This window comes from Succiniclasticum ruminis DSM 9236, from assembly GCF_900112895.1.
Taxonomy (GTDB): Bacteria; Bacillota; Negativicutes; order Acidaminococcales; family Acidaminococcaceae; genus Succiniclasticum; species Succiniclasticum ruminis.
In genome coordinates this window covers 1-13,058 of sequence record NZ_FONL01000014.1, presented here as the reverse complement: position 1 = coordinate 13,058, position 13,058 = coordinate 1, and the positions used below count along the sequence as shown (strand labels likewise).

Below are 13,058 nucleotides of genomic sequence, written 5' to 3'. Positions count from 1 at the left end.
TCCGTCTGTAACGGAAAAGAAGCAAAGAATAATTAATTTTTTTTGTTTTTCCAAAAAAATGTTACATGCAACGGTAAAAAGTATGCTATAATACTACTGTTGTTTGTTATTTGCCCTTTGGGGAGAAGATTTGGAAAATAATACAGAAAAGAATGGCTGTCCGGCCGATGTTTTGCGAAAATGCAAACGTTCGTAACGTTACAGATTTTTTCAATACAGGAGGAAAAACTCATGCAACCTGACCGGGGAACAAGGGCGGTAGTGAATTTGGACGCTATCGTGAATAATATTAAAGTGGCCAAGAAAAATCTGAACATGGGTACAAAACTATGTGCGGTGGTGAAGGCCAACGCATACGGCCACGGCGCGATTCCGGTGGCCATAGCCTGTATCGAGGCCGGCGTGGATTATTTTGCGGTGGCTCTGGTACAGGAAGCTGTGGAACTGCGGGAAGCGGGGATTACCAAACCGATCCTCGTGCTGGGGGCTATGCCTGTCCGTCCGTCTATGGCGGATCTTTGCGTGCGGTTTAACATCGCCCACGCAGTGTTTGATGAAGAACGTCTGGCCCTTTTGAATGAAGCCGGGCTGCGGCGCGGCAAAAAAGCTAAAGTCCATATTGCTCTGGAAACGGGCATGCACCGGATTGGCATACGGGTTGATGAAGCGGCCGCGTTTGCAGAAAAAGTGAAAACAATGCAGGGGATTGAAGTGGTCGGCGCCTTTTCCCATTTTTCCGCGGCGGATGTGGAAGATAAAAGCTATGCGGATTTTCAGTACCAGCAGTTTATGAAAGGCATTGAGGCTCTGGAAGCCGCAGGGCTGAAGATTCCTGTCAAGCATATTGCCAACAGCGCAGCCATAGCGGAACTGCCACAATACCAGCTGGATATGGTTCGCCTGGGTATCACGCTGTATGGTTCGCGGCCGGCGGACATCAAAGAACCTTACAGGGACTACCGTCCGGTTATGACCTTAAAGACTCAGGTAGCCTTTGTGAAAACGCTGCCTGCCGGGCGGGATATCGGTTACGGCCGAACCTTTACCACACAAAAAGAAAGCCGCATTGCTACGGTTCCCATAGGCTATGCGGACGGTGTCAGCCGGCATCTGTCAAATAAAGGCTGCATGGTGATCCGGGGCAAACGGGCGCCCATTGTGGGCCGTGTCTGCATGGATCAGATCATGCTGGACGTTACGGATATTCCGGACGTGGCTGTGGGTGATGACGTAATCGTTTATGGGGGGCCGGAACTGCCTGCCGAAGAAGTGGCGGCGACTGCCGGCACGATTTCCTATGAAATGTTCTGTGTGCTGCATCCCCGCATTCCCCGAATCTACGTGCGGGACTAACGGGTTCAGGCTGACGCGCTGTGGGCCGATTACTCCATAAAAAATCCAACACGACATCGTTTACCTTCGGGCAGGCAATGCCGTGTTTTTGTATCTTAAGTTTAACTGTTGATAACGTTTTCCTTTACCATTGAGGTGGTATTTTATCATACATGCCGACTATGTACATGGTGGCGTTTCCTTTTGCCAGCATATCTCCCTCATCGCTGTAAACTTTTACTTCCGTAAATATTACATGGTCGGTTTTACGGACCACGCCGGCTTCTGCAAATACCGTATGCCCCACTTTTACGTTGCTCATAAATGAGGTTGACAGGCTTAGGGTGCAGACCTTGCAGCCCACGGTCCAGCAGACGATACCGCCTGCCGAATCGATCAGCGTGTCCAGCGCGCCGCCATGAATAAAGCCAAAGGGGTTCGTAATTTCTTTTTTCACCGGCATACTGGCCTTCACCCAGCCGCAGTCCGCGTCTTCCAGTTTTACCCCGCAATAGTTAATAAAGGTGCTTCCTTCAAACTTTTTCAGTAACTGCAGACATTCTTCTTTGTTCATGCTGAAGCCTCCCTTTCCCGGAACAACGCAGTGTTGCTTATATCTGACTTCATTATACCACAAAATCAAGCGTACATCTTCGTTTGCCAGGTCAGGATTTGATTGCAGACGGCGATTCCTGGTACGAAGTAAAATATTACAATAAGCAGTATGGCTGGATCCAGGGCTAGGTCAATGGCAATTACAGCAAAGAGGGGTAAAGAGACTACTAACGTAAGAACGGCATATTTTTCAGAAATTTCCGCTATGAAATAAGAAATCAAAAAGCTCCGGAAGTCGCTTCCGGAGCTTGATTTGGTGTGGTGATCCAGGAGGGATTCGAACCCCCGACCCACGGCTTAGAAGGCCGTTGCTCTATCCAACTGAGCTACTGAACCATGTAGATTTGCAGAAATTATTATATCACATTTTTTGCTAAATGCAAGGTAACAAACAAAAATGTTAAGAAAAGTTATTACGGGAAGTCTGCCTGATTCTTTTTATTCATTGTTTCATGTGTTATAATAAATCAAATATGCTAACGTATTATAATGAAATAATGTCTGGAAATATTTGGAGATATTACAATGAAGCAGTTACCCGGTAAGGCAATCATTATTTTATTGGTAATCATCGGTTTTAATATTTTGTTTGGCATCGACGGGGTAGCGTTGCTTGACCCTGATGAGCCGGTCTATGCGGAAACTGCCAAAGAGATGATCCGCTTTAATGAATATCTTTCTCCCCGTATTTATAATGAATACTGGTATGATAAGCCGCCCATCTTTTACTGGCTGCTGGTAGGTTCATTGAAGCTGTTCGGCGGTTTTTCCGAATTGGCGGCCCGCCTGCCTGCATCTCTGATGGCCATCGGTGCGGTTCTGATGACAACGTTTTCTGCAGCCCGGCAGTTTAATGCCAGGGCAGGCTTCTGGTCCGGGCTGGTTATGGGGACCACCGTCATGATTATGTACATGGGCAAGGCTTCGGTGACGGATACGACACTGTTGTTTTTCATGACAGGCGCGCTTCTTTGCTTCATGCATGACAAATACTGGCTGATGTATCTGTTCTGCGGGCTTGCGGTGATGACAAAGGGGCCTATCGGGGTGGTGTTCCCTGGCGCGATTGTCTTTTTGTACCTGCTGATTACCCGCGATCTGGGGCGCCTGTTCCGTATGCATGTAATCCCGGGCTTGCTACTGGTAGCGGCGGTGGGAATGCCCTGGTATGTATTTATGTATCAGAATCACGGCATGGACTTTATTTTTGAGTTTATCGGTTTCCATAACATCAGCAGGTTTGCCGCGCCGCTTCATCCGAACCGGGTGCACTGGTGGTTTTACCTGCCGGTCATTATCCTGGGGTTGTTCCCTTGGACCGGCATGTTGCTGAAATCGGTTAAAGATGCTTTTACCAGAAGCATAGGAAAGGATAGTGCCAGGCTGCTGTTCCTACAAGTCTGGTGGATTTTTGTGTTCGTATTCTTTTCCATCGCCAAAACAAAACAGGTTTCCTATATGTTGGTGCTGCTGCCAGCGCTGTCTATGATTATCGGCTGGAATATTGAACGGATGACCTGCGACAATGGGAAATTACAGTCCGGATGGGTAGCCGGGACCTTCATTATGTACCTGCTCATGGGAATCGGATGGATCCTGGGCGGACGTCAGCTGCCTGAGGTGGCAACATATGGTATGATCTTGGGAGTCGTTACTCTTCTGCTGGGTGCGCTGATTTTGCTGGCACTGAAGAAATACTGCAATGTGGAAACGGCAGCCTGGCTTCATGTGGTTACGGGGCTGGTAACCATGGTAATGGCTTTTGGTGTCATGATGCCACAACTTCAGGACCGGTTTAGCGTGAAAACAGTTGCACAGACTTATGTGGCAGCAGAAAAAGATGCGTCGAGGGTGCTTTATATCGATAAGTTCCTGCGCCCGGGCTTCATGCTGTACACGGATATTCCGGGTATTGAGGCGGATACTAACAGTGAAAAGTCTCTGGACGCAGTGAAGCAGGACAACCGTTCCAAATATATTGTTATGCGTGAATCTATGTACACTAAGATGAAAGAGAAAATGGGCGGCGAAGATTGGGAACTGCTGGAAAATAAAGCAGGAATCTGCATTTATAAGAGCCGCTAACGGCTGGCTTCGTAAAAATTTGTAACAACTTTTGACGTTTTAGCCTGCAAATCAATACAGAAATAGTATTAACTGAAACACGAGGTTGAACCAATAATGGCTTCAGAAACCGTGCTGTATATGGTGATTCCCTGTTATAATGAGCAGGAGGTTTTGCCAGACTCAGCGGAAAAACTTAAAAATAAAATTTCGGATTTAATTGCGCGGAAGAAGATCAGCAAACAAAGCAAAATCTGTTTTGTGAATGACGGAAGCAGGGACCGCACCTGGGCGATTATCCGGGAATTCTGTCAACGGGACCCGGTTTATTCCGGCATCTGTCTGGCTCACAATGAAGGGCATCAGAATGCTGTGCTGGCCGGTCTTATGACGGTACAGCCCTACTGTGACGCAGCCATCAGCATGGATGCGGACCTGCAGGACGATATTGATGCCATAGACGCTATGATAGATAAATACGACGAAGGCTATAATATCGTGTACGGCGTCAGGGATAACAGGGAGACAGATACTTTCTTCAAACGGTTTACGGCAGAAGGCTTCTATCACTTCATGAAGATGATGGGAGCAGACGTGATTTTTAACCATGCTGATTTCCGCCTTATGGACAAAGATGCGCTGGCTGCGTTTGGGGAGTATCAGGAAGTGAACCTGTTCCTGCGCGGCATTGTGCCTATGATCGGGTTAAAACATGATTGCGTGTATTATAAGCGGAAAGAACGGCTGGCAGGGGAGAGCAAGTATCCGCTGAAAAAGATGTTTGCCTTTGCCTGGCAGGGAATTACTTCCCTGTCGTCCAAACCTATCAAATTTATTGTGGATTTGGGACTTGGCATCTCGGTAATCAGCGGGCTGGTATTGATCTGGTCGCTGTTCCGGCATTTTACCGGCCAGACCATCGCGGGCTGGACCAGTCTGATTATTTCTCTGTGGTTGCTGGGCGGGCTGATCCTGCTCGCTATCGGTATCATCGGTGAGTACGTGGGGAAGATTTATCTGGAAGTGAAGCGCCGTCCCCGGTATCTGGTGCAGGAGTTTATAGACGCCAACATGAATAAGGAAAAATAAAAAAGACTTTCTGCGTCGGAACCGCCAGATTTTCATCCTGCGTTACAGAAAGTCTTTTCAGACAAAAAAATGGAGCGGGCGATGGGAATCGAACCCACAACATCAGCTTGGAAGGCTGGAGTTTTACCACTAAACTACACCCGCATATTAATTTTGGATAACCAAAATCTACAAAATATAATACATGAAACGTTTTGGTTTGTCAAGTTTAATTAAAAGAGGAGGGGTTATCTTGACGAGGGTAAAAGAGACGATTGAACGCCATGACAAAGGTTACAACTGTGCGCAGTCCGTGGCCTGTACCTATGCTGATCTGGTAGGGCTGGATGAAGCAACCATGTTTAAGGCGACGGAAGGTCTGGGCAAGGGCATGGGCGGAACCCTGGCGACCTGTGGCGCGTTAAGCGGCGCCTGTGTGCTGGCAGGCATGAAACGCAGCACGGGAAATCTGGAAACGCCGGACAGTAAACTGGAAACCTATAAGCTTGCTGAAGAAATCGTAAACAAATTTCAGGAACAGTGCCATTCTTTAGTATGCCGGGAACTGAAAGGGCTGGATACAGGAAAAGTTCTGACTCCCTGCCCGGACTGCATTATGAACGCGGCCCGTATCGCCGAAGAAGTGCTGGACTTAAAGGCGTAAGTGTTCTGCGCTGAAAAAGAAATTCTGGCTGAAACGCCGGTCCTGTTGTGGATAGTTATGCAACAAAACAGATATTCCATAAAAAAACAGCCGATTGCAATTCACATATGCAACCGGCTGTTTCCTTTTAAATTAAGGTGGTCGGAGCGGCAGGATTTGAACCTGCGACCCTCTGCTCCCAAGGCAGATGCGCTACCAAACTGCGCTACGCCCCGACGTATTTCGGAACCGGCCTGCGTATTGCCGGACAGTTCTTCATTGCTTCACAGTAAAGCTATTATATATGAGCGCAACACGGTTGTCAAGAAAAAACGAAGACCGGCTTCCCGAACAGGAAAACCGGTCTTGCGAAAGGACAATATTATTTGAAGTAACGTTCCAGTAAGCCTTTGAAAGCTTTGCCATGACGGGCTTCGTCCCGGGCCATTTCATGAACGGTGTCATGGATTGCGTCCAGGTTCAGTGCTTTGGCGCGTTTTGCCAGATCAGTCTTGCCGGCGGTTGCACCGTTTTCGGCTTCTACGCGCATTTCCAGATTCTTTTTGGTGCTGTCGGTAATAACTTCGCCCAGCAGTTCCGCAAATTTAGCGGCATGTTCCGCTTCTTCATAAGCAGCTTTTTCCCAGTACAGACCGATTTCCGGATAGCCTTCCCGGAATGCTACGCGGGCCATGGCCAGGTACATGCCTACTTCGGAGCATTCGCCGTTGAAGTTGGCGCGCAGGTCGGCTTTAATATCTTCGGGAACGTCAGCGGCTACGCCTACAACGTGTTCAGCAGCCCAGGTCATATCGCCGGCCTGCTCTACAAATTTGGAAGCAGGAGCGCCGCACTGGGGGCATTTTGCCGGGGGTTCGGCCCCTTCATACACATAGCCGCAAACAGAACAAACAAATTTTTTCATGATGATTACCTCCGTATCTTTTTAATACATTAAATATCTCTATGGTACGGATACTACCGTTCCTCATAAAAAAAGTATAGCATTGCGGAGGAATCCCTGTCAACGAAACAATTTGTGAATTAATCTGTACCAAAGGAGTATTTTGCAGAGTGGTTACGCCGAAGAAAGAGGGGTATTGTTCCCAATACATCGAAAGCAGTACATGACCAAAGCAAATTTATTAACGATTTTTGAAAAACGCAATGAAACGCTTGTCAAATACGGTCAAAAACGATAATATTATCATGTATCTTTGTTTGCATTTTTAAGGAGAAGCTGATGAAAAGCGATAACAGTTTTCTGAAAGGCACGCTGATCCTCACCGTATCCAGTATCGTGGTGAAGGTCATCGGCGCACTGAACTGGATATTGTTGAGCCGTGTGCTGGGTGGGGAGGGCATCGGTCTGTACCAGATGGGCTTTCCTATTTACCTGATGGCAATCACGGTTTCCTCGGCAGGCATACCGGTGGCGATTTCCATCGTGACGGCGGAAAAGGTTGCCCAAAATGATTTCAAAGGCGCAGAACGGGTTTTCCGTGTTACGCTGCGCCTGCTGTTTGTAACCGGACTGGTTTTTTCCCTGGCGCTGTTCTTCGGCGCGCAGAAACTGATTGACTGGCAGTTTATCCGGGACGCCCGGGCCTATTACTCTATCATTGCCCTGGCGCCGGCGGTATTTTTCGTAACATTTCTGGCCAGCTTCCGCGGGTACCTGCAGGGCTGGCAGATTATGACGCCCACCGCCTGTTCCGAAATTACGGAACAGCTGGTGCGGGTTGTAACCATGCTGTTTTTTGCATCCTATTTCCTGCCCCGGGGCCTGGCTGCGGCGGCAGGGGGCGCCAGTATGGGGGCGGGCGCCGGCGCGTTCTGCGCGTTACTGGTGCTGATGTTTTTCTATCAGCGGCTGAAAAAAGGCCTGAAAGCAAAGCAGAGCCTGCAAAACACGGATGCGGTTCAGGAATCGTCTTCGTCTATTATTTCGCGCCTACTGAAGTTGGCGCTGCCGGTTTCGCTTACCAGCCTGATGCTTCCCATCGTGGCTAACCTGGATCTGCTCATTGTGCCCCAGCGGCTGGAAGCGGCCGGGTTTGACGTGCGCCACGCTACAGAGTTGTTCGGTTACCTGACCGGTATGGCTGTACCGCTGGTGAATTTGTCTACGATTTTTACGGCGGCGCTGGCCATCAGTCTTGTGCCTGCCATTTCGGAAGCCCGCGCCCTGGGCTGGCAGGAAAGCATCCGCCACAAGACTGGTGTGGCGTTCCGGGTTGCCATGATCGTGACCTTTCCCTGCTTTATGGGGCTGTTTTGTCTGGCGGAAAAGGTGGCAGGGCTGATTTACAATGCTCCCGGCGCTGCGCCGGCTATCCAGGCCATGAGTATTGGCATCGTGCTGCTGGGTATGCACCAGGTCAGCACGGCGGTGCTGCAGGGCATGGGGCGTACCAGCATCCCTGTTCTCAATATGATTGCTGCCTGCGTGGTAAAAGTCTGCCTGAACTGGACGCTGACCGCCGTCCCCTGGCTGGGGATTCGCGGTTCTGCCATAGCTACCGTGGCGGATTTCGGTGTAGCGGCGCTGATCAATATGTACTTTATTTATAAACTGACCGGATATAAAATATCTTTGCCTGTTTTCCTGAAGCCGCTGGTTTCGGCCGGCGTCATGGGCGTTGCGATTCTCGGCGTCCTGTATGTGGCATCCGGGCTTGGCGGCTGGGTTCTCCTGCTGTGTATTCCCGTTGCTGCCATAGTATATGGCGTAGTATTGACAGCTATCGGAGGCCTTACGAAAGAAGACCTGGAAAGCCTGCCCTATCTGGGGGGCCGTATTCTGCGCATCGGGCAGAGGCTGGGTGCGTTTAAAGAGTAATCGTCTGACATACAATTGTCAAAAGTTTTGCGTACACTGTTTTGCAAATGTTGGATGTAAAAGTTGCAAAACTGAAAAATACTGGTGAGATTATGGAAGCGAATAACAAATTAGAAGAAGTGAATACGGAACCGGTAATTCAGCTGATTATTCCCAGGGGCAGCGGGCAGGAAAAAGTTGTTTCCGTAACCCGTAAGAAAGCGATGACGCTGGCGGGAATCTTTGCAGTTGTATTTGTCTGTATGGCCGGCGCGGCAGGGTTTTATGGCTGGCAGTATCATCATTCAAAAATTGATAGGGCGGCGTATCAGGAATATCTTGATCATAAGTCGGAGCAGGAAGCAAAAATCCAGTCGCTGCTGGATGATAATGAAAAGATGCTGCGGGATATGAGCGAGATCCATACGCTGGAAACCAAACTGCGTCGCGCGGTGATTCAGAACAGCGGTGACAGGGAATTTTCCAGCAGCCTTGATTCCATCGGCGCGACACCGGGAGCCAAATCAACAGATCCTTCTTATAACGGAAAGGGTGGGCCGGGCGCTGACATAAGCATGATGGACGTGGCAGCGGCCCAGAATAAGAACCTGACGTCCCAGATTGACCGGCAGAAGAAAAACATGCATGAGCTTCTGACCATTATTGAAGGGCGAAACAATCGCCTTTCCATTTTGCCGGATCTGTGGCCGACGGACGGCGGCGTTATCAGCTCCCTCTACGGAGGAAGGACGGGACCCATCAACGGCGGTTTCGACTGGCATCCGGGTCTGGACATCGCTGTAGATATCGGCACACCGGTATATGCTGCGGCTATGGGGACTGTGGAGATGGCCGGCTGGAACGGCGGTTACGGGCAGTATGTGAAAATCCGCCATGGCAATGGTTATGAAAGCGCGTACGGACACATGAGCGGCATTGCCGTAACGGCAGGGCAGCAGGTACGTAAAGGTGAAATCATCGGTTTTGTTGGCAGTACCGGTTACAGCACCGGCCCCCACCTGCATTTCGAAGTGTTTGTGGACGGGGAAAATATCGATCCGTTATATATGCTGAAGAAAGCTAGATAGACGTTTTACCGGCTTCGGTCATAGCGAAACCGTACGAAGGCAATCCCAAAAGGGTTGCCTTTTGTGTTATAATAAAATACACGTTTTTCTACTATTACGACATTCAGGAGCGTATCGTTATGCATGCAATTGTTAATGGGCGTATTGTATTATCTGACAAAATTTTAGACGGCTGTGCTCTTTTGTTTGATAAAAATATTATTGGAATTGTCTCCCGTGAAACGCTGGACACTGCGTGGGCAGACGGACAAAGCTGGAAGGGGAAACCGCTGGACATAACAGATGCAGGCGGCAATTATGTTGCGCCGGGTTTTATCAACCTGCATATCCACGGCTGCGGCGGTGCGGATACAATGGACGCAACGGAAGATTCGCTGGCGGTCATGAGCCGGTTCCTGGTACAGACCGGGGTGACGTCGTTCCTGCCCACAACCATGACTTGTGATATGCAGACAATCTATAAGGCGCTGGAACGTGTCCGGGAAAACATGACACTGATTACCCGGCGTCGTGAGGAAAAACGCGGGTCTCTACAGTCTGGGCAGCACACGAGCGAAGAAATGAAGGGAGACATGAGTGCTTCCGGAAATAATCCAAAGGATTGTTCTTGTGCAGGGGAATCTGAGCCGTTTGATAATAAAACGGAAAAAATGCAGCAGTACCGGCTGCCTGGCGCGAAAGTATTGGGCGCGTACCTGGAAGGTCCCTTCATCAGCAGTAAATATAAAGGGGCTCAACATGAAGACAGCATTATGCCGGCGGATTTTATGCAAATAAAAGATTATGCCGATGTAATCAAAGTCGTCGTGCTGGCTCCGGAAACACTGGGAAATCCGGAGCAGGTTAAGGAGTTTATCGCGCAATGTAAGGCCCATAATATTATTGTATCCCTGGGTCACAGCGGAGCGGATTATGATACGGCGCTGCAGGCGGTCATGGAAGGGGCATCCCATGTCACACACCTGTGCAATGCAATGACCGGACTGCATCACAGAACCCCCGGCCTGCTGGGCGCTGCCCTTGATTCAGCTGTTACCTGTGAACTGATAGCGGATAATCTGCACGTGCATCCGGCGGTGCAGAGGCTCATATATCGTACGAAAGGTGTGGCAGGGCTTGAACTGATTACCGATTCCATGCGCGCCTGTGGATTGTCTGACGGTATTTCTGAACTGGGCGGACAGACTGTTATTGTGAAAAACGGAGAAGCGCGGCTGGCAGACGGGACGCTGGCAGGCAGTATAGTTACCCTGAACCGTGCCATGGCAAATTTCCGGAAGAATACTGGCGCGACGGTTCCGGAAGTTGTCCGCATGGTTACGGAGAATCAGGCCCAGGAACTGGGGCTGTTTGAAAAAATCGGAAGCCTGAGTCCCGGCGCGGCGGCTGACGTAACCATATGTAACGAAGATTTTGCGGTTTTACATACTTTTGTAGATGGCCGGGAGGTTTACAAGAACCCGGATATTTAGTAAAATTAAAAAAATAGGAAGCGTGTTTTTCGCTTTGCCCTGCGTAACGCAAGACACGGATGAAATATATGTTGCAACGTGAATACAGTAAGGGAGGGCAAATAAATTGGCAAGTGAGGTACGTTTATGTTATTAAATGAAATTTTTCAAAAGCATCCGGATGAAAAAACAGCTTTTATTTTTAAAGACGAATTTATGACCTATGGCGATTTTCGCAAAAAGGTTAAGGACTGGGCGATGTTTTTACAGGCTCAGGGTGTTAAGCAGGGAGACCGTGTCGGGCTTTTCAGTAAAAATTCTCCGGACTTTGTGGCTGCTTATTTTGCTGTGGTAAAAGCGGGAGGCATCGTGGTGCCTTTTAACTTCCAGCTTATTGCGCCGGAGATTGCTTATATTGTGAAAGATACGGGGATGAAAATCCTGCTCACAAAAAACCGTCTGGATGTGAATCAGGCGTTGTTGGATCTGGGCTGGGAGCAGGAACTGAAACAGTTTACCTTTGATGAACTGGCGGCACCGGAAGGCGCTGAACTGGTTGAATATGAAATGAATGAAATGAGCCCCGCGGCTATTATCTACACGTCCGGAACAACGGGCCGTCCCAAGGGCGCTATGCTGAGCCAGGGGAATATCGTTCACAACACGCAGGACTTTATGTCCCTCACACCCATGAAGGAGGATGACGTAGCCTTATGTGTGCTGCCGATGTATCATTGCTTCGGCTGGATATGCTCGGTTTGCTGCAACCTTTATATTGGCGCCACGCTGGTGGTTCAGGAAACGTATCAGTTTGGCGATGCCATGAGCCTGATTAAAAAATACCGTGTGAACACCATGTGCGGTGTACCTACCATGTATCAGTTGTTCGTTAAAGGAGCGGAACCGGAAAATCTGGCGAACTTTACACTGTTCGTCAGCGGTGGCGCAGCACTGCCGTTAGTGTTGTATGATGCTTTCGCAAAGAAGTTTGGTCGGCATGTTATGGAGGGTTACGGTTTATCGGAAGCTTCGCCGGTTGTGACTTTTAACCGCATAAATAAGAACAAGCAGGGATCTATCGGAGCATCGATTCCCAATGTGGAAGTAAAAATAGTGGATGAAAACTTCAACGAAGTGCCGGTTGGGGCGGTAGGTGAACTGTGTGTGAAAGGCCCCAACGTGATGTTGGGTTATTGGAACCGTCCGAAGGAAACCGCCTGGACGATGCGGAACGGTTGGCTTCATACGGAAGACCTTTGTTACAAGGATGAAGACGGTTGGATATTTATTGTAGACCGGTTGAAGGATATGATTATCAGCAGTGGTGAAAATGTGTATCCCCGTGAGGTGGAGGAAGTTTTGGCGGCTCATCCCGATATCAGGGAGGCGGCAGTCGTGGGCATTCCAGACAAACTGCGTGGTCAGGCTATCTGTGCCTACATTGTGCCGGAAGACGGTTGTGCCAGGGATAAGCGTATGATTCGTAAATATTTGCTTTCCAAGGTAGCAGCTTATAAGGTTCCTAAAGAATTTATCTTCTGTGACCACCTGCCCAGGAACAATACGGGTAAAGTGCTGAAGCAGGTGTTGCGGGAACAGGCACTGAACAACCTGATCAACCGGAAGTAAAGATAAAAAAACAGGGATGTAGCAGATTTTGCCACATCCCTGTTTTTTATTATGGCTTTAGCTTGGGAGCCGAATCCCTCAAGGGGATTTGGCTCAAAAACCACCTGCTACGCAGGTGGGATTAATGCTTAAGCAAAAGGGCAACATCCTTCTTGTATAATGATAGTGTTCAAGCCGTCACTAAAACAAGAAAGGATGTTGCCCTATGGCAAATAGTTTAGCACATACCAAGTGGGTATGCAAATATCACATTGTATTTACACCAAAATACAGAAGAAAAATCATTTATAACCAATTGCGTTTGGATATCAGAACGATTCTTAAAGATTTGTGCAAATGGAAAGGTG

At 48.9% G+C, this 13,058-nt stretch carries 11 protein-coding genes and 3 tRNA genes; 9 read left to right on the top strand and 5 right to left on the bottom strand.

Features of this window, described 5'->3' with window-relative positions; translation table 11 throughout:
* The first annotated feature begins 231 nt into the window (after positions 1-231).
* Positions 232-1,353, top strand: coding sequence for an alanine racemase (alr, locus tag BM159_RS09130; RefSeq protein WP_093913939.1), 1,122 nt, complete (start codon positions 232-234; stop codon positions 1,351-1,353).
* 124 nt (positions 1,354-1,477) lie between these two features.
* On the opposite strand, the gene BM159_RS09125 is transcribed toward alr, so the two are convergent.
* Both BM159_RS09125 and BM159_RS09120 read right to left on the bottom strand, forming a co-directional pair.
* Complete coding sequence (locus BM159_RS09125) at positions 1,478-1,906, bottom strand: PaaI family thioesterase (protein WP_093913938.1); 429 nt, start codon at positions 1,904-1,906, stop codon at positions 1,478-1,480.
* A gap of 300 nt (positions 1,907-2,206) precedes the next feature.
* Positions 2,207-2,283 (bottom strand) — tRNA-Arg (locus tag BM159_RS09120).
* Positions 2,284-2,472: 189 nt separating this feature from the next.
* Here BM159_RS09120 and BM159_RS09115 point away from each other — a divergent pair.
* A complete protein-coding gene (locus BM159_RS09115) occupies positions 2,473-4,032 on the top strand; it encodes an ArnT family glycosyltransferase (RefSeq protein WP_093913937.1) in 1,560 nt (519 codons plus the stop codon).
* 96 nt (positions 4,033-4,128) lie between these two features.
* Positions 4,129-5,100 (top strand): glycosyltransferase family 2 protein, encoded by a 972-nt coding sequence (locus BM159_RS09110; RefSeq protein WP_093913936.1) that lies wholly within the window; start codon positions 4,129-4,131, stop codon positions 5,098-5,100.
* A gap of 70 nt (positions 5,101-5,170) precedes the next feature.
* Here the strand turns inward: BM159_RS09110 and BM159_RS09105 are convergent.
* Positions 5,171-5,244: transfer RNA gene (locus BM159_RS09105), tRNA-Gly, on the bottom strand.
* Between the two features lie 88 nt (positions 5,245-5,332).
* Here BM159_RS09105 and BM159_RS09100 point away from each other — a divergent pair.
* Positions 5,333-5,743 (top strand): C-GCAxxG-C-C family protein, encoded by a 411-nt coding sequence (locus BM159_RS09100; RefSeq protein ID WP_218149563.1) that lies wholly within the window; start codon positions 5,333-5,335, stop codon positions 5,741-5,743.
* A 138-nt stretch (positions 5,744-5,881) separates the two neighbouring features.
* Here BM159_RS09100 and BM159_RS09095 read toward each other — a convergent pair.
* Both BM159_RS09095 and BM159_RS09090 read right to left on the bottom strand, forming a co-directional pair.
* Positions 5,882-5,958 (bottom strand) — tRNA-Pro (locus BM159_RS09095).
* Positions 5,959-6,104: 146 nt separating this feature from the next.
* Positions 6,105-6,647, bottom strand: coding sequence for an NADH peroxidase (locus tag BM159_RS09090; protein WP_093913934.1), 543 nt, complete (start codon positions 6,645-6,647; stop codon positions 6,105-6,107).
* A 318-nt stretch (positions 6,648-6,965) separates the two neighbouring features.
* Here BM159_RS09090 and BM159_RS09085 point away from each other — a divergent pair, with 318 nt between their 5' ends.
* From BM159_RS09085 to BM159_RS09065, 5 genes are all read left to right on the top strand, one after another.
* Positions 6,966-8,564, top strand: a complete 1,599-nt coding sequence (locus BM159_RS09085) for a putative polysaccharide biosynthesis protein (protein WP_093913933.1) — start codon at positions 6,966-6,968, stop codon at positions 8,562-8,564.
* Between the two features lie 47 nt (positions 8,565-8,611).
* Positions 8,612-9,631 carry a M23 family metallopeptidase gene (locus tag BM159_RS09080; RefSeq protein WP_093913932.1) on the top strand — a complete coding sequence of 340 codons (1,020 nt, stop codon included), beginning with the start codon at positions 8,612-8,614 and terminating at the stop codon, positions 9,629-9,631.
* A 119-nt stretch (positions 9,632-9,750) separates the two neighbouring features.
* Positions 9,751-11,103, top strand: a complete 1,353-nt coding sequence (gene nagA, locus BM159_RS09075; RefSeq protein WP_093913931.1) for an N-acetylglucosamine-6-phosphate deacetylase — start codon at positions 9,751-9,753, stop codon at positions 11,101-11,103.
* Between the two features lie 126 nt (positions 11,104-11,229).
* A complete protein-coding gene (locus tag BM159_RS09070) occupies positions 11,230-12,711 on the top strand; it encodes a class I adenylate-forming enzyme family protein (RefSeq protein WP_093913930.1) in 1,482 nt (493 codons plus the stop codon).
* A gap of 205 nt (positions 12,712-12,916) precedes the next feature.
* Positions 12,917-13,058, top strand: a 142-nt coding sequence (locus BM159_RS09065) for a transposase (RefSeq protein ID WP_177205989.1), incomplete at its 3' end; no start/stop codon positions are given.